Origin of the sequence: Trinickia symbiotica, assembly GCF_002934455.1 — a bacterium.
GTDB lineage: Bacteria > Pseudomonadota > Gammaproteobacteria > Burkholderiales > Burkholderiaceae > Trinickia > Trinickia symbiotica.
The window spans coordinates 1-18,962 of the sequence record NZ_PTIR01000006.1 but is presented as its reverse complement, the minus strand read 5'-3'; the positions used below and the strand labels follow the sequence as shown (position 1 = coordinate 18,962).

Annotated in this window: 16 protein-coding genes and 1 pseudogene; 14 read left to right on the top strand and 3 right to left on the bottom strand. The window is 62.3% G+C overall.

The genetic code is table 11. The annotated features are described in order from the left end of the window. Nucleotides 1–309 precede the first annotated feature (309 nt). From B0G57_RS10705 to B0G57_RS10685, 5 genes are all read left to right on the top strand, one after another. Nucleotides 310–1,197: a LysR substrate-binding domain-containing protein gene (locus B0G57_RS10705; protein ID WP_026230204.1), complete on the top strand. Its 888-nt coding sequence runs from the start codon at nucleotides 310–312 to the stop codon at nucleotides 1,195–1,197. 205 nt (nucleotides 1,198–1,402) lie between these two features. Continuing rightward, on the top strand, nucleotides 1,403–2,152 hold the full coding sequence (locus B0G57_RS10700; RefSeq protein WP_018443563.1) for an SDR family NAD(P)-dependent oxidoreductase: 750 nt from the start codon (nucleotides 1,403–1,405) through the stop codon (nucleotides 2,150–2,152). A 120-nt stretch (nucleotides 2,153–2,272) separates the two neighbouring features. After that, complete coding sequence (locus B0G57_RS10695; RefSeq protein WP_026230205.1) at nucleotides 2,273–3,601, top strand: MFS transporter; 1,329 nt, start codon at nucleotides 2,273–2,275, stop codon at nucleotides 3,599–3,601. Nucleotides 3,602–3,637: 36 nt separating this feature from the next. Further along, complete coding sequence (locus B0G57_RS10690; protein ID WP_018443565.1) at nucleotides 3,638–4,483, top strand: transketolase; 846 nt, start codon at nucleotides 3,638–3,640, stop codon at nucleotides 4,481–4,483. Then, nucleotides 4,480–5,478, top strand: coding sequence for a transketolase family protein (locus B0G57_RS10685; RefSeq protein WP_018443566.1), 999 nt, complete (start codon nucleotides 4,480–4,482; stop codon nucleotides 5,476–5,478). The genes B0G57_RS10690 and B0G57_RS10685 overlap by 4 nt, the downstream gene beginning before the upstream one ends. A gap of 97 nt (nucleotides 5,479–5,575) precedes the next feature. Here B0G57_RS10685 and B0G57_RS10680 read toward each other — a convergent pair whose 3' ends face one another. Further along, complete coding sequence (locus B0G57_RS10680; protein WP_018443568.1) at nucleotides 5,576–6,085, bottom strand: Rossmann-fold NAD(P)-binding domain-containing protein; 510 nt, start codon at nucleotides 6,083–6,085, stop codon at nucleotides 5,576–5,578. A gap of 26 nt (nucleotides 6,086–6,111) precedes the next feature. After that, nucleotides 6,112–6,360, bottom strand: a complete 249-nt coding sequence (locus B0G57_RS10675) for a DUF1330 domain-containing protein (RefSeq protein WP_399278140.1) — start codon at nucleotides 6,358–6,360, stop codon at nucleotides 6,112–6,114. A 46-nt stretch (nucleotides 6,361–6,406) separates the two neighbouring features. On the opposite strand from B0G57_RS10675, the pseudogene B0G57_RS32345 reads away from it, so the two are divergent. From B0G57_RS32345 to B0G57_RS10660, 3 genes and pseudogenes are all read left to right on the top strand, one after another. Continuing rightward, nucleotides 6,407–7,113, top strand: a pseudogene (locus B0G57_RS32345) (helix-turn-helix domain-containing protein); the annotation flags it as partial. A 93-nt stretch (nucleotides 7,114–7,206) separates the two neighbouring features. After that, on the top strand, nucleotides 7,207–9,174 hold the full coding sequence (locus tag B0G57_RS10665; protein ID WP_018443571.1) for an AI-2E family transporter: 1,968 nt from the start codon (nucleotides 7,207–7,209) through the stop codon (nucleotides 9,172–9,174). Next, complete coding sequence (locus B0G57_RS10660; protein WP_018443572.1) at nucleotides 9,171–10,103, top strand: YihY/virulence factor BrkB family protein; 933 nt, start codon at nucleotides 9,171–9,173, stop codon at nucleotides 10,101–10,103. Before B0G57_RS10665 ends, B0G57_RS10660 begins: the two co-directional genes overlap by 4 nt. Nucleotides 10,104–10,241: 138 nt before the next feature. Here the strand turns inward: B0G57_RS10660 and B0G57_RS10655 are convergent, their stop codons facing one another. Then, nucleotides 10,242–11,162, bottom strand: coding sequence for a LysR family transcriptional regulator (locus B0G57_RS10655; RefSeq protein WP_018443573.1), 921 nt, complete (start codon nucleotides 11,160–11,162; stop codon nucleotides 10,242–10,244). A gap of 144 nt (nucleotides 11,163–11,306) precedes the next feature. Here B0G57_RS10655 and B0G57_RS10650 point away from each other — a divergent pair, with 144 nt between their 5' ends. The 6 genes from B0G57_RS10650 to B0G57_RS10625 are packed head-to-tail and all read left to right on the top strand — an operon-like array spanning nucleotide 11,307 to nucleotide 18,765. Then, nucleotides 11,307–12,278 carry an ABC transporter permease gene (locus B0G57_RS10650; RefSeq protein WP_018443574.1) on the top strand — a complete coding sequence of 324 codons (972 nt, stop codon included), beginning with the start codon at nucleotides 11,307–11,309 and terminating at the stop codon, nucleotides 12,276–12,278. Continuing rightward, a complete protein-coding gene (locus tag B0G57_RS10645) occupies nucleotides 12,275–13,186 on the top strand; it encodes an ABC transporter permease (protein WP_018443575.1) in 912 nt (303 codons plus the stop codon). Before B0G57_RS10650 ends, B0G57_RS10645 begins: the two co-directional genes overlap by 4 nt. A gap of 8 nt (nucleotides 13,187–13,194) precedes the next feature. Continuing rightward, the gene (locus B0G57_RS10640) at nucleotides 13,195–14,172 is read left to right on the top strand and encodes an ABC transporter ATP-binding protein (RefSeq protein WP_026230207.1); all 978 of its coding nucleotides are present in this window, start codon (nucleotides 13,195–13,197) and stop codon (nucleotides 14,170–14,172) included. Continuing rightward, the gene (locus B0G57_RS10635) at nucleotides 14,169–15,212 is read left to right on the top strand and encodes an ABC transporter ATP-binding protein (protein WP_026230208.1); all 1,044 of its coding nucleotides are present in this window, start codon (nucleotides 14,169–14,171) and stop codon (nucleotides 15,210–15,212) included. The genes B0G57_RS10640 and B0G57_RS10635 overlap by 4 nt, the downstream gene beginning before the upstream one ends. After that, a complete protein-coding gene (locus B0G57_RS10630; RefSeq protein ID WP_018443578.1) occupies nucleotides 15,209–16,822 on the top strand; it encodes an ABC transporter substrate-binding protein in 1,614 nt (537 codons plus the stop codon). The genes B0G57_RS10635 and B0G57_RS10630 overlap by 4 nt, the downstream gene beginning before the upstream one ends. Next, nucleotides 16,819–18,765: a CocE/NonD family hydrolase gene (locus B0G57_RS10625; RefSeq protein ID WP_018443579.1), complete on the top strand. Its 1,947-nt coding sequence runs from the start codon at nucleotides 16,819–16,821 to the stop codon at nucleotides 18,763–18,765. The genes B0G57_RS10630 and B0G57_RS10625 overlap by 4 nt, the downstream gene beginning before the upstream one ends. The last annotated feature ends 197 nt before the right edge of the window (nucleotides 18,766–18,962 follow it).

Genomic DNA, 18,962 nt, shown 5'->3' with positions numbered 1-18,962 from the left:
CACAGCGGCGAGCCAAGCTCCGTCTTCCGTCGCGGAAGGCGACGCGCACCGCGTGGGCCGGCCCGTCTAGATTTTTTTGTGCGGCACCGTTCGCGCCGCGGAAGGGAAAAACGGATAATGCATCGATGTCTCCTGCGCAGTTGTGCGCTGCGTCATTCGGTATAGGGCGGATGCCGAAGAAGCTTCCCGCCCGCACGATCGCTTCAGTGGCTTGTTGCTCGAAGCTCGTGCGCTTGTCGACAGAATGGCAGCCACGACCGCGCGGAAGCAATGCGGTTTTCTTCAACTGCGACTGAAAAAAATTTCACGATGCGTATCCCACCGCTCAAGGCCATCATCGCGTTCGAAAGCGTCGCCAGAACGAAAAGCGTCAATCGCGCGGCCGAGGAGCTCGGCTTGACTGCGTCGGCGGTGAGCCACCAATTGAGCAATCTCGAATCGATCATCGGTCAGCCGTTGTTCCAGCGCTCGGGGCGCGGACTCGTGCTGACGCCGACCGGCGAACGCTATCTCTCGGATGTGACGGGCTCGCTGGCCGACCTCAGTCGAGCCACGGAGCGAGCCTCGAGCCGCAAGGAAGTCGACATCTTGCGCGTGCACTCGAGCCCGAGCTTCGGTCTGATGTGGCTGCTGCCCCGCCTTTCGTCGTTCCAGGAGGCCAACGGCGACATTCAGCTCAATCTCGCCTGCTCGTACGAGGACATTTCGTTTTCGAGCGGCTATTACGACGTCGACATCCGTCACGGATACGGCAACTGGAGCAATCTGGAAGTCAGGACGATCCGCGGCGAGTACATCGCGCCGCTTGCTTCCCCAGCCTATCTCGAGCAGCATCCGGTCCGAACGCCGGCTGATCTGCTCGCCCATCGCCTGATCTACTCAGAGACGCCGCTCGTGCAATGGAAGCAGTGGTTCGGCAGGACCGGGGTTGCCGCGGTGCAGAAAACGTTCGACTTTTCGTTCGATCGCTCGTACATGTCGATCGAGACAGCAGCGCTCGGCCTGGGCATCGCGCTGGAGAGCCTCATGCTCGCGTCCGTGAAGATCAAGGAAGGTTTACTGGTTCCCGTGTTCGATGAGACGTACGCGGTCGAGGTGGGCGCGCACCATCTCGTTTACCCGAATCAAAATGCCGACCTGCCACGCGTCGAACGCTTTCTCGCCTGGATGGAGCGCGAGGCATCCGCAAAGCCTTAGCGCCCCTTCCCCTTCACATCGATGAATCCGCAGCCCTGGCCGTTAGGGCTTTTCTCGTCGGGGAAAGCTCGGATTTCATCGGTCTCGCGCGGCGCAGCCGCGCTTCACTTGAATTTTTCTCAGCCATTGTTGAGCGTTTCCGCGTTGTTTCGGTTGCCCCTTCGGCCAACACTACGGGCATCAATCAACACTCAGGAGACAACCGATGTTGCTCGAGAAGAAGGTCATCATGGTCACCGGCGCCGCCTCGCCCCGCGGCATCGGCAAGGCAACGGCAAAAGCGTTGGCCGCCCAAGGCGCGCAGGTGGTAGTGATCGACTTGCGGAAGGAAGATGCGGAAGCGGCGGCCGCGGATCTCGGCAACGGGCATCTCGGACTCGCCTGCAATGTGACCGATAAGACGGCTTGCTCATCCGCCGTCCGTGCGACGCTCGAACGGTACGGCCGAATCGATGGACTCATCAACAACGCCGGCATCACGCAGCCCGTGCGCACGCTCGAGATCGGCGGCGAGGATTTCGATGCCATCGTCGACGTCAATCTGCGCGGCACGCTCTACATGTCGCAAGCCGTCATCCCGATCATGAAAGAGCAGAACGGCGGCAGCATCGTTTGCATGTCGTCGGTGTCCGCGCAACGTGGTGGTGGGATCTTCGGCGGGCCTCACTACAGTGCCGCCAAAGCGGGCGTGCTCGGACTCGCGAAAGCGATGGCCCGCGAGTTCGGCCCGAATCGCATTCGCGTCAACTCGATCACGCCAGGCCTGATCCAGACGGACATCACCGGCGATAAGCTCACGCCGGACATGCGCGCCGAGATTATCAAGGGCATCCCGCTCGGCCGGCTCGGCGACGCAGCCGACGTGGCCAACGCGTGCCTCTTCCTTGTCAGCGACCTCTCGACCTACCTGACCGGCATCACGCTCGACGTCAATGGCGGCATGCTGATTCACTGAAGACGCGGCCGCGCTCGCGCGGCATTCATGACCGAAACCCGGATCAACACGGGCATAGGGCTCGCGGTCACCGCGCGGGAGCACCCGCGGCGGACAGCCCGCAGCCAACAGGAGACAACAATGAAATCCACCTACCCAGTGTCCCCCACCGCGGACGATGCGATCGCTCGCGGCGACTCGCCGAGCTTCGAGGCACGAACCTACGCGAAGGTCAGCCGCAGGATCATTCCATTCCTGATGCTCTGCTACCTCGGCGCCTATCTTGATCGCGTGAACGTGGGCTTCGCGAAATTGCAGATGCTGAACGACTTGCGGTTCAGCGAAACCATCTACGGAATGGGCGCGGGAATATTTTTTCTCGGCTACTTCCTGTTCGAGGTGCCGAGCAACGTCATTCTTCACAAGGTCGGCGCGCGCAAGTGGCTCGCGCGGATCATGCTGACATGGGCGGTCATCTCCGCGAGCTTCATATTCGTCAAATCGCCAACGGCCTTCTATGCCCTTCGCTTCCTGCTTGGTGTCGCGGAGGCGGGCTTTGCGCCTGGCGTGATTCTTTATTTGACGTACTGGTATCCGAGCGCGCGCCGCGCCAAGGCATTGTCGATCTTCTTCATGGCGATTCCGCTCGCGGGGATACTCGGCGGGCCACTCTCCGGATGGATCTTGCATTCGCTGCAGGGCGCCATGTCCATGGCCGGATGGAAGTGGCTTTTCCTTCTCGAAGCTTTGCCGTCGCTCGTGCTCGGTATCGCGATTCTGCTCTATCTCGACGACGGTATCGCCAGCGCGAAATGGCTCGACGACGCGGAAAAAAGATTGCTCGCACGCAACGTCGAGGGCGACAACGCGCACAAGACCGCGCATGCTTCGATCAAGGCATTCATCGGCGATCGCCGCTTGTGGCTGCTGGCCGCCATTTATTTCTGCGTGGTGCTGGGTCAGTACGGCTTGACGTTCTGGCTGCCGACCATCATCCGCAAGGCTGGCGTATCCGATGCGCTGTGGGTCGGCATCTTTACGGCGATCCCCTATCTCTGCGCGATCGTCGCTTTGCCGCTGATCGGCATGAGCGCCGATCGTCTGCGCGAACGGCGCTTTCACCTCGCGATTCCGATGCTCGTCTCGGTGGCCGGCTTCGCGACGTTACCGCTGCTTGGCAGCGTCGGCGCATCGATCGTGTGCCTCAGCATCGCCTCGGCCGGCATCCTCGCCTCGTCGTCGCAGTTCTGGTCGCTCCCGACGGCCATGCTCGGCGGCGTATCGGCTGCCGCCGGCATCGCGGCCGTCAATTGCTTTGCCAATCTCGCCGGCTTCTTCTCGCCGGCCATCGTCGGCTGGCTCAACGACCTGACGGGCAAATCGACCGCCGGCCTCATCTTCATTTCGCTGGCCGTGGCGCTGGGCGCGCTGCTCGTGTTCCTGGTCCCTGCAAAAACGGTCAACCGCTGAAAGGCCGAAAGTCTTTCGATATCAAAGGAGTCTTAGATGGACAACGTAGCGATTTCCGAGGACGTCTCGCTCGCCGAGCGCGCGTATCGGATCCGAAGGAATGCATTGCTGATGGGCGAAGTCCAGGGCCAGGGCTATATCGGCCAGGCGCTCGACATCGCCGATGTCCTGGCCGTCGCCTATTTCGGCGCAATGCGTTATCGGCCGCAGGATCCCGAATGGGAAGGCCGTGACCGCTTCCTGCTGTCGAATGGTCACTATGCGATCGCGCTTTACGCGGCACTCTTCGAAGCAGGCATTCTGCCTGCCGATGAACTCGAAACTTATGGGAGCGACGACAGCCGCCTTCCGATGTCCGGCATGGCGAGCTATACGCCCGGGATGGAGATGTCCGGCGGGTCGCTGGGCCAGGGTCTCACGATAGCGGTCGGACGTTGTCTGGGATTGAAGCGCAAGGGTTCCGACGCATTCGTCTATACCCTCTTCTCCGATGGCGAGCTCGACGAAGGCGCGGTCTGGGAAGGCATCATGTCCGCCGCGCACTGGAAGCTCGACAACCTTATCGCCATCGTCGACGTCAACAATCAGCAGGCCGATGGCCCTTCCACGCAAATCATGGCGTTCGAGCCGCTCGTCGAAAAAATGGAAGCGTTCGGCTGGTACACGCAGCGCGTGGACGGCAACGACATCGAATCGGTCAAGCGCGCGTTCGACAATGCGCGCGGTCACGCCAAGCCGCAACCGCGCATCATCGTCTGCGATACGAAAATGGGTCGCGGCGTACCGTTCCTCGAACAACGCGAGAAGAACCATTTCATCCGCGTCGATGCGCACGAGTGGCAGCTCGCGCTCGAAGCACTCGAAGCTGGGAGGCAAGCATGAGCACCATCGAGAAAAAGCCGCGCCTGAAAACGTCCGCGATGATCGCGTCGATCGCGGCGGAAGGACAGGCCACGCGTTCGGCGCCGTTCGGACACGCGCTAGTGGAATTGGCGCGCACGAAGGCGAACGTGATCGGCATGACGGCCGACCTCGGCAAATACACGGACCTGCATATTTTCGCGAAGGCGTTCCCCGAGCGCTATTACCAGATGGGGATGGCCGAGCAGCTATTGATGGGCGCCGCGGCAGGCTTCGCGCACGAAGGTGCCCAACCTTTCGTGACGACTTACGCGGTGTTCGCGACGCGGCGCGCGTACGACTTTATCCATCAAACCATCGCCGAGGATAACCTCGACGTGAAGATCGTCTGCGCGCTGCCCGGCCTGACGACCGGTTACGGTCCCAGCCATCAGGCAGCCGAGGATCTCGCACTGATGCGCGCGATGCCGAACATGACGGTGATCGATCCGTGCGATGCGCTCGATATCGAGCAAATGGTGCCCGCGATCGCTGCGCACGAGGGGCCGGTCTACGCGCGTCTTCTACGCGGCAACGTTCCCGCGGTGCTGGACGAGTACGACTACCGCTTCGAGCTCGGTAAAGCCAAGCTCCTGCGCGGCGGCAACGATGTCCTTCTGATCTCTTCCGGCATGTTGACGATGCGCTCGCTCGAAGTCGCCAAGGCACTCGAGGCCGATCATGTGGACGTCGCCGTGCTGCATGTGCCGACAATCAAGCCGCTCGATACGGACACCATTCTGCGCGAGGCAAAGCGAAGCGGCCGCATGGTCGTGGTTGCCGAAAATCATACGGTGATCGGCGGACTCGGCGAAGCCGTCGCGCGCGAACTGCTGAGCGCGGGCGTCACGCCGACGTTCCGTCAGATCGCCCTACCCGACGAGTTTCTCGATGCGGGCGCGTTACCCACGCTGCATGAGCGTTATGGCATCTCGACGGAAGCCATGTGTCAAACCATCAAGGGATGGCTCGCCTAAGCGGCTCAGTGATGGGCAACGAAAGGACGCCGCCGACCGCACTGCGGCCGGCGGCGTCATGCTCGATGCTCGAGCGAGACGGGCACGACGTGCCCAACTAGGCCGGAAAAGGCACTCCGGAGATGTCCGCGCAGATATCGATGAGACGATCCTGCAGCGCGGGATCATGCGCCTCTGGATTCGGCCGCATCCTTTTCAGATGGTAGAAATAGGCCCCAGTGACATCGGCCTCTGGATCGCTGCCCTCGGCAAGCCAAGCCTGGGTCAGATGAGCTTGATTCATATCATCCGGTGCGCCCGGGCCACCCATCTTCGTCGGCACCCATCCGGGCTCGAGCGAATTCGAATGGACATCGGCCCAGTGTCGCGCTACGGCAAAAGCAAGCATTGCGTCATGAAGCTTGCTTTCGGCATAGGCTTGAGACCCGCTCCAGCGGCGCTTGCGCCAGAGTATGTCGTCGAGGTTCGCGTCGGCATGGTGATGCATGCCGGAGCTTAGATAGATGAGCCGCTTCGGCCGATCGATGAGCGCCGTCAGAATATAGGCCGACAACGTATTGATGGCGAACACATGCGGCAAGCCATATCGAGGCAAACTGCCGTCCATAGCGCTTCGATATCGAGCGATAGTTACTAACCCCGTCTCCGCGCGCCGCCGGTCAGAACGTCCGTTGCCTGGTGGTCGGGGGGGACCCCCTCGATCAGAATGACATCGCCGGACGAATTTCCTGTGCGAAATGCGACGATGCGCTGATAAGCGGGCGATTCATACCAACCGCGAGCATGGGCGAGGTCAGGAAAGGCAATCACGATCAAGTCTTCGGTCCACTCTCCTTCGAGCACTGTGCGAACCCCTCCGTGGATGATGAACTGCCCTTCGATAGGAGCGAGGGTATCGTCGATGTTGGCGAGGTAGGCTTTTATTTCTTCTCAACGACACCTCAGCTTCCTTGAAAGTGGGCGTGCAACGCCGAGCCGGGAGATGCTGCTGCATCTGGCCGAGCGCTTGGACGTCCCGCTTCGCGAGCGCAACGCCATGTTGCTTGCAGCGGGTTTTGCGCCCGTCCATGAAGAGCGGTCTCTCGAGGATCCGGCCATGGCAGCCGTGAGCGAGGCGATTGCGATGGTATTGAAAGGACATGAGCCGTTTCCGGCGCTGGCCGTCGACCGGCACTGGCATCTCGTCGCGGCCAATGCGGCACTCAGCTTGATGACAGCCGGAGTCGAGGACAGCGCGCTGCTCGATCCCCCGTCAACGTGCTTCGACTCTGCCTCCACCCGAGGGGGCTCGCGCCGCGGATCGCCAACCTTGCCGAGTGGCGAGCTCATCTTTTGGACCGGCTCCGGCGCCAGATCGCCGTCACCGGTGACGGCGTGCTGTCCGAGCTCCTGCATGAACTTTCGGCGTTTCCGATCGCCGGCAATGCTCACGCGACACAAGCGACGATGCCTGTGGACAATGACGGCGTCTTCGTGCCGCTGACGTTCATCACCGGAGAGGGCTTGTTGTCGTTCATCTCGACGACGACAGTATTTGGCACACCGCGTGACATCACGCTCTCCGAGCTTGCGCTGGAGGCGTTTTTCCCCGCCGATGCCGAGACTGGCAGGATTCTCAGGCAGCTCGCAAAATGAGCGTGCGCCGCGACATGGTCTGGCAACGGCTGCCCGGCCATCGAATGCGGCTCGGAATTCGCTCAGGTATGGAGCTTGCTTTACCCATTCATCATGAGTGGTCCTTTGCCGCCGCGGCGCAGCAGCGACCGCGGCCCGCCGCCCGAGGTGCCGGGTCTCAGAGCACTCACTTCGCTGGTCGCCGGCGTCGTGGTGATCGTCGCGCTCTATTTCGGGCGCGCGGTGCTGATGCCGATCACGCTGGCCGTGTTGCTGAGCTTCGTACTGGCGCCGTTTGCAACATCGTTGCGGCGCGCGGGCTTGGGCCATGTTCCATCCGTCATTGCCGCCGTACTTGTCGCTTTGTGTGTGTTAGCGGCGACGAGCGTCCTCATCGGCGCGCAGGTCGCCCAATTGGCCGGGGATCTGCCGCGGTACGAGGCAGCGGTGGAACGCAAGGCGAAAACGCTGCATGAAGAGACGATCGGCCGCGCGGATGCTCTGCTGAGGCGGGCGACCGCCGCGCTCAGGCACATTGCGCGGACCCCGGAACCGCCGAGCACCGACGATCGGTCGGCGAACTCGTCGGACCGCCCGCCGATGCCCGTCGAGGTACTGGAGCCCAGGCCTTCGTCATTCCAGCTCGTGCAGCGCTTCGTGGCACCGGTGGTGAGCCCGCTCGCGACGGCGGGCATCGTGGCTGTGGTCGCGATATTCATTCTGCTGCAGCGCGAAGATCTGCGCGATAGACTCATTCGCCTTTTCGGCGTGCGCGACCTGCATCGCACGACGACCGCGATGGACGAGGCCGCGCGGCGCCTGAGCCGCTATTTCCTCGTTCAAGTGGCGGTCAACGCGAGCGTCGGCACGCTGATCAGCATTGGTCTCGCGCTCATCGGCGTGCCGGGGGCATTGCTGTTCGGCGTCATCACCGCCTTGCTGCGCTTCGTGCCTTACGTGGGCGCGTGGATCGCGGCGCTCCTCGCCGTCATCCTCGCCGCGGCCATCGGTCCCAGCTGGTGGATGATGATTTGGACCGCCATCGTGTTCGTGGCGGTCGAGCTTGCCGCGGGCCAATTCGTCGAGCCGCTGCTATACGGCCACAGCACCGGCTTGTCGCCGTTCGCTGTGATCATCGCCGCTATTTTCTGGGGTTGGATATGGGGACCCGTGGGGCTCCTGCTGTCCACGCCTCTTACGCTGTGTCTGGTGACGCTCGGGCGCCACGTCGAACGCGTCGCCTTCCTCGATGTGCTGTTCGGTAACCATCCAGTCCTGACACCGGGCGAAAATCTTTACCAGCGTTTGTTGGCCAACGATGCCCCGGATGCGCTCGCTCAGGCAGCGACGATGCTCGAAAAAACGTCTCTGGAGGCTTGGTACGACACAGTCATGCTCGAATGCCTGAGGCTCGCCTGCGACGACGTCGCGCGCGGCGTGGTCCCGCCCGGACAGCTGACTGCGGTGCGCACCGCGGCACTAGGCGTCATCGGCGAGCTAGCACCGGCGGGTTCCCCCAGCGTGGCCGTCGCGCCGCGCAAGCGCTCGAAGGCCGAGGCGCGCCGTGGGCCCTTGAACGACACCGCCCACGAAGCGCCCGATGAACGCGCCCCCGTGCTCTGCGTGAAGGGGCGCGGCGAGTTCGACGGCCTTGCCGCGACGATCCTCGTGCAATTGCTGCAGCGGCGCGGCATCGAGGTCATTGCCGTGTCGGCCGAACGGTACTTGCGCAGGCGCGGCGAGGAAGCGCGAATCAGCCGCGACAAGGTCGTCTGTCTTGTGACGCTGGAGTGGCGCGAGTCGCCGCCGCATCTGCGCAACCTCGTCAGCAGACTTCAAGCGCTATCGCCAGATCTCGTCATGGGGATTGCGTTTGCCGAGGACCGTAATGCGGCGCGCCACAGCGCACAGACTCAACCGGAGGCGGCCGGCCCCGTGAAGGAGCCGGCGATTGGTTCCTTCGCTGCGCTGGCCGACGCGTGCGCCGAAGTGTTGCGCACCCGCTCGATGCTGAACGAGACCGGCAACGGCAATGGGAATGCGGGAGCCAAAGGAAATCAGCAGATTGCCAAAGCGCTATGATCGCGCCCACGCACTCGCAGCAGATGGAAAAGAAGGCGCGCAAGCGTGCATTGCGCTTCGTCGCCAATCATCCTTTCTGGTTCATCGTCCAAGTGCTCAAAGCATTTCGAAAGAACCAAGGCCTGCTTCTGGCGGGCGCGGTTGCATACTATTCGTTACTTTCGATCGTACCGCTACTGATCCTCGTGGCCATTGCATTGGGTCATATGGTCGGTCAGGAACTGTTGCTCGATACGCTCGAGCGGCTGCTGAAATGGCTGGTTCCCGGGCAGTCGAAAGCGATCGTCGGCGAACTCGCCAATTTCCTCGCGCATCGCGCGGTGGTGGGCTGGTTCCTCGTGATTACGATGATTTTCTTCAGCTCTCTCGCGTTCACCGTACTCGAAAATGCGCTGTCGATCATCTTCGTGCATCGGGTGGTCATACGGCGGCGCCACTTCCTGATATCGGCGATCGTGCCGTATTGTTTCAGCCTTTCGCTTGGCATCGGCGTGCTGCTCATCACCTTCGTCACGAGCAGCTTGCAGGCGGTCGCGTCCGATAGCGTGGTGCTTTTCGGCCACGAAGTATCGCTGACGGGGCCAACGCGGGTCATCCTTTACCTCGGTGGCTTTGCCGGCGAGATATTGGTGCTGACCGCTATCTATATCGTCATTCCGGCCGGACGCACCACGTTTCGTCACGCCGTCATGGGAGCCGTGGCGGCGGCGGTGCTCTGGGAGATCACGCGTCGGGTGCTCGTTTGGTATTTTGCGACTTTGTCGCAGGTGAGCGTCGTCTATGGATCGATGACGACGGCGATCGTCGTGCTGCTCAGTCTCGAGGCGTTGGGCACGCTGCTGCTCTTCGGCGCGCAATTGATCGCCGAATACGAGCGGCTCAGTGCCCGCGGCCGTTTACAAGAGCCCGACGCGTTGGGAACAGGTTAGCCTCGGTTCGGCAAGGGCACCGCGTCATTGGTTTGGGGAAGCTATCGTGCAAATGGAATGAGCTTGCGGGCGCGACGTTTCATCATGTTCTTCAGGCGAGCGGCGAAGCGTTTCTATACGCGTCCATTGCAACTGCTGCTACTCCAATTGACCAGTCGCGCGCCGGGCGTGAAGGTCTTTCAGCGCTTCGGCAAGAAAAGCGGCAAACGCATCGCAGGTTCCGCTGATCGGATAGTTTTCGGGGGACGCTATCCCCGTCTCGAAGCTGATCGTCGGCACGAACGGCCTCATCACGAACTGTTCCGCGTCGCAGCATTGCGCGATCAGCCGGTTGACGATAGCCGCGCCAACCCCGCGTGCCGCCATCGCGCACGCCACACTCACCGAATGCACCTCAGCGACCACATTCGGTGTCACCCTCGCGCTGCGGAACGCCGAGTCCACTTCATGCCGAAGCGCGCTCTGACGCCACAGCATGATGAGCGGCACGCCGTCCAGATCGCTTGGGGAAATGGTCGCGTTCCCGGCGAGTGGGTGCGAGCGCGGCATGACACACACCGATTCGCTCTCGAACCGCCACTTGACTGAAAAGCCGGCGAGGCGCGTCGGCAGTCGTACGAACGCCAGATCGATCTCGCGGCTCAGCAAGGCGCGCTCCGAAGCGTCGTAGGTGCCCGAAAACACTTCCAATACCGCGTCGGGATGCGTTTCGTAGAAACGCTGCGTGACAGCGGGCAGCAGAAACTGGGCAAAGGTATTCGGAACCATGATGCGCACGAGCTTACGCTGGGTACCCGCCAGTCGCAGTTGCTTGGCATGTCGTTCGAGGCAGCGCGCCGCCTCGACGATTGTCTCCACTTCCTGCACGAGCGCATCGCCTTCACGCGTTGGCGTCAGCCGGCCTTGTTCGCGCACGAACAGGCTCAGGCCAAGATCCTCCTCCAACTGGCTCAGAAGACGGCTCACCGCCGGCTGCGAGCAGCCTAAGCGCTGCGCGGCAGCCGTCGTCGTATGCAGCGTCGAAATCGCCAGAAAAGCCTCGAGTTGTTTAAGGTTCATCTCACGTTCGGCATAGGGCTATGCCGGATCAACATAAGGTTGCGGACAGTTTTTTGCCGTCGAATGATCGTGGCGATGCACAGCCCGGTGCCGCTTGGGCCACCGGAACACATCGCATTTTCATCATTTGAGGTTTCACACGCAATGATCGCCTTCATCATCCGGCGGCTAATCCAGAGCGTCGGCGTGCTGCTGCTCACGTCCTTGCTGGTCTTCTGCGGCGTGTTCGCCATCGGGGACCCGATCGCGATTCTCGTTCCGGCCGACGCTACGCCCGCCGAAGTCGCCCAGGCCGTGCAATCGCTCGGGCTTGACCAGCCGCTCTGGCAACAGTATCTGCATTTCATCGGGCGAGCACTGCACGGTGATCTCGGGCGCTCGTTCGTGTTCAACCAGCCGTCGATTCAGCTCATTCTTGAACGTCTGCCTGCAACGCTGGAGCTCGCGCTCGTGGCGCTAGTACTTGCCCTAATAGTCGGTCTGCCGCTCGGCCTGATCGCCGGGCTGAGGGCCGGATCCGTGCTCGACCGCACGGTAATGACGGGCTCGACACTAGGGTTCAGCCTGCCGAACTTCTGGCAAGGCATCATGCTCGTGCTGATCTTTTCGGTCACGCTGGGCTGGCTGCCGTCGGCCGGCCGCGGTCAACCTGGCGTGCTGTTCGGTATCCACACCAGCCTCGCGACGTGGGATGGGCTGCGGCACCTGCTGCTGCCGGCACTCAATCTGTCGCTTTTCAAGATGTCGCTCGTCACGCGCCTCACGCGCGCTGGGGTCCGCGAAACGCTGCCGCTCGACTACGTGAAGTTCGCCCGAGCCAAAGGCCTGCCCGAGCGGCGTGTGATCTTCGTGCATGTCCTCAAGAACATCCTGATTCCAATCGTCACGGTCGTCGGAATGGAATTCGGCTCGTTGATCGCATTCGCCACCGTAACGGAGACGATCTTCGCGTGGCCAGGCGTCGGCAAGCTGATCATCGACAGCATCACGAAGCTCGATCGACCGGTGATCGTTGCCTATCTGCTTATCGTGGTCGCGATGTTCACGCTACTCAACCTTGTCGTCGACGTCATCTATTCGCTACTGGATCCCCGCGTGCGGTTGGAGGCGGCATGAGAGCGAGTACAACAGTTCCTTCGTGGCGCGTAGATCGCAATACGACGTTGGGCATCGTGCTGCGCAGCCTGTTCGGCAAGCCGGCCGTCGCCGCCGCGACCTGCGTATGTCTTGCTCTCGTCGTGATTGCGCTGTTTGCGCCATGGATCGCGCCGCAGAATCCGTATGATCTCGCCGTGCTCAATATCGTCGATGGCCGCCTTCCGCCCGGCGCGCGCGGAGCGAGCGGTCATCTGTATCTGCTTGGCAGCGATGCGCTCGGGCGCGACATGCTCGCCGCAATGATGTACGGGCTGCGTATCAGCCTTGGCGTGGGTCTGCTGAGCGGCGTGTTCGCGATGACCCTGGGCACCACGCTCGGTCTCGTCGCCGCGTACTTCGGCCGCTACGTCGATACCCTAGTGATGCGTGCCGTGGATCTGATGCTCGGATTCCCCACGATCCTCGTCGCGCTGATGATGCTCGCCATTCTCGGCCAGGGTATCGACAAGGTAATCCTCGCATTGGTCGTCGTGCAGTGGGCCTATTTTGCCCGCACCGTGCGAGCGGTCGCCGCCGTCGAACGCCGCAAGGAGTACATGGAGGCCGCGCTGTGCCTTGGCCTGAGCCACCGCCGCGCGTTGTTCAGCCAGCTACTGCCGAACTGCCTTCCGCCCGTCATTGTGATTGCCCTTGTACAGATTGCCGCCGCCATTTCAGCCGAAGCGACCTTGAGCTTTCTCGGCATCGGCCTGCCGGTCACGCAGCCCTCGCTGGGTCTGCTGATCGCGAACGGCTATCAGCAATTGATCGCAGGCTTTTACTGGATCAGTGTTTTCCCTGGCCTATTGCTGCTCATGCTCGTGTTCAGCATGAATATCGTCGGCGACAGTCTGCGCGAAGCATTGAACCCGCGCCTGCAGAAATAGGATTTCGCATGTCCACTCCTACCTTGTCCGTGCGGAATTTGCGCACCTATTTCTTCACCGGTGCGGGCGTTGCGAAGGCCGTCGATGACGCGAGTTTCGACGTCGCGCCAGGCGAGATCGTCGGCCTCGTCGGCGAATCCGGTTCAGGCAAATCGATTACCGGCTTCTCCGTGCTCGGGTTGATCGACGCACCGGGACGGATTGTCGGCGGGCGCGTGCTGTTCAAAGGCGAAGACCTGACGACGCTCACGCCTGAAGCGCTTCGCCGCTTGCGTGGCAACCGCATCGCGATGATCTTTCAGGATCCGATGATGACGCTGAACCCGGTTCTGCGCATTGACACGCAGATGATCGAGGCGGTGCAGGCCCACGCTCGCGTATCGAAGCACGAGGCGCGGCAACGCGCGCACGATGCCCTCGCGTCGGTCGGCATTCCGTCGCCGGGCGAACGCTTGCGCGCATACCCACATCAGTTGTCGGGCGGCATGCGACAACGCGTGGCGATTGCGATCGCGCTGCTGCACGACCCGGAACTGATCATTGCCGACGAACCGACCACTGCGCTCGACGTCACAATCCAGGCGCAGATTCTCGCGGAAATGCAGAAACTATGCGCCCACTCCCACACGGCGATGGTCTGGGTGAGCCACGATCTTGCGGTGGTCGCTGGGCTGGCTGACCGGATATGCGTGATGTACGCCGGCCGGGTTGTCGAGACCGGCAGCGTCGACGATATTCTCGAACGACCGCGCCATCCTTACACGATCGGGCTGATCGCCTCCCTACCCGAAAAGGCGCGGCGGGGCGAACCGCTGAAACAGATCCCGGGTATCGCGCCAAGCGCGCTCCAGCTGCCGGTAGGCTGCGCGTTTGCGCCGCGTTGCGAATACGCCACCGCGCTCTGCCGGAGCGCGGAGCCTCCCATCAGCGGCGATGGCATTCATCAGTACCGTTGTTTCCATCCACGTTCCGGAGCGCCCGCATGAACGCACCCCATGTCATGGTGCCGATGGTCGAAGTCGACCACGTGTCGCGCCGCTTCGTTCGTCGCCTGAACTACGCGGAGCGAATCGCCGGCTGGCTCGGCGCGCGCGCTGAGGAACAGGTCGTCCACGCAGTCGATGATGTCAGCCTGACGATCCATCGCGGCGAAGTGGTCGGTCTCGTCGGCGAGTCCGGCTGTGGCAAATCGACGCTCGGCCGGATGCTCGCCGGGATCGGGACGCCGTCGAGCGGCTCGATACGCACGATCGAGAAGACCGCCGAGCCGTCGGCCTCACGCAGCGAGCATGACGGGACTCGCGCTGGACAGCGCACTGCGCGTCATCGGCTCGCCACCCAAATGATATTCCAGGACCCGCTGTCGTCTCTCAATCCGCGCAAGCGGGTGCGCGACATCATTGGCGAGGCGCCGCTGGTGCACGGATTCGTGGAGCGCAAGCACCTGGATGCCTATGTCGTCGACGTGATGGAGCGCGTTGGCCTGAATCCGGATTTCCGCGAGCGCTTCCCGCATCAGTTTTCCGGCGGCCAACGTCAGCGCATCGGTATCGGTCGCGCCTTGGCGGTCAAGCCAGATTTTCTGATCTGCGACGAATCGATCGCGGCCCTCGATGTGTCGATCCAGGCGCAGATCATCAATTTGTTCGTGCAACTGCGCCGCGATCTCGGTCTTACCTACCTGTTCATCAGCCACGATCTGGGCGTCGTCGAGCACATCAGCGATCGAGTCGCCATCATGTATCTCGGCCGTATCGTCGAAACCGCGCCGACCGTCGAGCTGTTCGCCAATCCGCGGCATCCGTACACGATCGCGCTGCTTGCGCAGATGCCGCGCCTCTCGAACCGCAAACGGCAGTTCGAGCCGATTCAAGGCGAAATTCCATCTCCGCTCGCGCCCCCCGACGGCTGCCATTTTCACCCACGCTGTCCCCATGCAACGCAGCGTTGCCGCACCGAGCGCCCCATGTTGCGCGCGAGCGGCACCGCTCATCAGGTCGCGTGTCATCTGGTGGAGGCGCAATGAACGCGGTGATTTCATTCATGCACGGACGCGGCCTCAAACACTCTGTGGCAATCGCACTCGTGTGGGGGCTGGGTCTTGCCAGTGCGTCCACCGTCGCGCAGGCTCGCTCGCTGACGATGGCGCTCACTTCCGAGCCTTCGTCGCTCGACCCGCTGTTCTCGCGCACGCAGAACAATATGCAGATCGCCGAAAACATGTTCGAGCGGCTGATCGAACAGGACGACAACCTGCAGATCCGGCCGGGACTTGCCGTATCGTGGCGCGCGGTCGATCCGCTTACGTGGGAATTCCAGCTGCGCCCGAACGTGCGCTTCTCGGACGGCTCGCCGATGACCGCTGACGACGTCGCGTATTCGCTGCGCCGCGCGCGATCCGTGCCGAACAGTCCCGCGCCGTTTTCGGGCGCAGTCGCCAATATACAGCGCATGGACGTCGTCGACCCGCTAACGCTACGCATTGTGACAAAGACGCCATCACCAGCGTTCGTGGAGCAGGTTGGGCTCGTGTATATCGTGTCGCAGCACGCGACGGTGGGTCACGCGAGCGACGACTACCGCCTGCCCGCGATCGCGGTCGGCACGGGCCCCTATCGTCTCGTCCGCTGGATTCCGGGCGACCGGCTCGAGCTCGCGCGTAACGACTATTACTGGGGCAAGCAGCCCGTTTTCGACGTGTGCACCATCCGTTTCATGTCGAATGACGCGGCGCGACTGTCGGCCTTGCTCTCCGGCTCAGTCAGCCTGATCGACAACGTGCCCCCCGTCACGATCGATCGCCTGCGCCACGAACGAAACGTGACGCTCTTTTCCGGCCCGTCGGCACGGGTTATCTATCTCGCGCTCGATTCGTCTCGCGATGCTTCTCCATTTGTCACTGCCGCCAACGGCTCGACAATCGCTCGCAATCCGCTGCGCGACGTGCGCGTGCGCAAAGCAATCTCGAAGATGATCGACCGCGACGCGATCACCCAGCATCTGCTCAACGGTGCGGGACTACCGGCCGCGCAGATCGTGCCGCCAGGTATGGGCGGTTATGACCCGCAGCTTCAACCTGAGCAGTACGACCCTGTCGGCGCGCGACGCCTCCTTGCCGCGGCCGGCTATCCCCAAGGTTTCGGGCTAACGATCCATTCGTCGAACGACCGGTTCGCAAGCGACGGCGATCTTGGGCAAGCACTGGGGCAGATGCTCGCGCGCGGCGGTATCGCCGTGAACGACGTCGTCACGCAACCGTACAACGTGTATGCAGGCGCCGCCGCCCGACGCAGCTACAGCGCGTTCGTCTTCAGTTTCGGCAACACGACGAGCGATTCCGCGATCGGGCTGACCAACGTGCTGGAAAGCTATTCGCGCGAGGCGGGCACGGGCGCTTTCAACCGCACTCGCTATTCGAATCCGACGCTCGACCGGTTGTTGCGCGAAGCCGCGGCGACCTTCGATCCAGCGCGGCGCAACCAGCTGCTGCAACAGGCCGCGCGCGCGGGCTTCGGCGACTACGGCATCGTGCCGCTCTATTTTCCCGTGGACTACTGGGCGGCGCGCAACGGCGTAATTTTCCGTCCAAACAAAGCTGAACGCACTTCGCTGCTCTTCATCGAGACTCAACCATGACTGATGCTTCATTCCGTAGCGGAGCGCTTCCCGCCGATTCGACGCTGAACCCGCTTAGCGACGCCATGGTGCCCATGCGCGATGGTGTGCGACTTGCCACCGATGTGTACTTCCCCCCGGGTTACCGGGTGGGCGTTGATGCGCCGTTGCCCACGATTCTCGAACGCACTCCGTATGGCAAATCCGATATCTCGCGCTCGGAAACCCACCACGGCCAGCCGCCCGCGAATCGGGCCGATGTCGCACGCTATTTTGCCGCGCGCGGCTACGCTGTCGTACTGCAGGACTGCCGCGGGCGCTACCACTCCGAGGGCACCTTCACAAAATATGTCGCTGAAGGGCCGGACGGCTTCGATACGATCGAATGGATCACCCAACAGCCCTGGTCGAACGGCAAAGTCGGCACGATGGGTCTGTCGTACGCGGCCCACACTCAGCTTGCAGCGGCCTGCCTGAATCCGCCGGGGCTCGCGTGCATGGTGCTGGACTCAGGCGGCTTCTCGAACGGCTATCGCTGCGGCATTCGCCAGGGCGGCGCCTTTGAACTGAAGCAGGCAACGTGGGCGTTCAACCGTGCAAAGAACAGTAACGCAGCAGCTGAGAATCCGCTTGTTGCAGCGGCATTGAACGCGCGCGATCTGCGTGAATGGTTTGCGCGAATCCCGTGGCAGCCGGGTCACTCGCCGCTGGCGGCGGTGCCGGAATACGAGAACTATCTGTTCGAGCAGTGGACGCGCGACGTATTCGACGACTACTGGAAACAGCCCGGCATCTATGCCGAAGGCTACTACGACACCATGACGCGCGTGCCAACGGTACTGATGTCGAGCTGGTACGACGCGTATGTGCGCAGCACGCTCGATAACTTCGCCGCGCTGTCCGGCACTGCCGGCGCCCCGACCTACCTGATCATGGGCCCGTGGCTGCACGGGGACCGCAACGTTTCATATAGCGGCGACGTTGAATTCGGGCCCGAGGCGGTTATCGAAGGCCAGATTGCGAAAGACTGGCTGGCGTTCCGCGCCGACTGGTTCGATCGCTGGCTGAAACCGCGCGAGGCGTCGCATGAATCCACCGATGCCATCGCACGCATCTTCGTGATGGGCGGCGGCAGTGGGGCGCGCAATCCGCAGGGTCGCATGGAGCACGGCGGACGCTGGGTGAATTCATCGCAATGGCCGCTCCCCGGCACGCGTTTTACGCCGTTTTACCTAACCGCTGGTGGTTCGCTTTCCGCATCGAATGAGGCATTACATGCGCAGCCGGCTGAGACCTCGTACGCGTTCGATCCGTCCAATCCGGTGCCGACGATCGGCGGCGCGTTGACTTCCGGCGCCCCGGTTTTCGAGGGAGGCGCGTTCGATCAGCGTGAAGACCCTCGCTTTTTCGGTACGCGGCACCCGGGCATGCCGCTCTCGGCACGCTCCGACGTTCTCGTGTTTCAGACCGAGCCGCTCGAAGAAGACGTGGCCGTGGTCGGCCCCATCGTCGTCAAGCTATGGATTTCCTCGGATGCGCCTGATACCGACTTCACTGCCAAGCTGATTGATGTTTATCCTCCCAATGCAGATTACCCGCATGGCTACGCGATGAACCTGACCGACGGAATCTTCCGTTGCCGCTTTCATGAGTCATGGACGGAGCCACGTACCCTGGAAAAAGGGCGTGTCTACGCGATCAAAATCGAACCGTTCGCTACGGCGAATCTATTCAAACGCGGACATCGGATTCGACTTGATGTTTCAAGCAGCAATTTCCCGCATTTCGACGTCAACCCGAATAGCGGCGAGCCGCCCGCACTGGCGCGCACCCCACGCGTCGCGGTGAACCGTGTGCATTTCGGCGCAGGCCAAGCGTCGCATGTCGTACTGCCAATCGTCGGCCCGACATCGCTTGAAAGAATGCGGTCGAGCGTAAGCGCTAAATCTGCCACACATCGGTAGATTTCGCGTTACCGGGTAACATGTTTCGAATCGATAGTTACCGGGTAACGAGGGAGATACGAGATGACGCAAACGACGGCACAACGGCAAGCGGCTTATCGGGCAAGGCGCGACACGGCAGGCAAGGATGGCAACGGTGATCGACGTCTGGATATGTGGGTGAGCACGGAGGCGTATCTTGCTCTGACGCGGTTAGC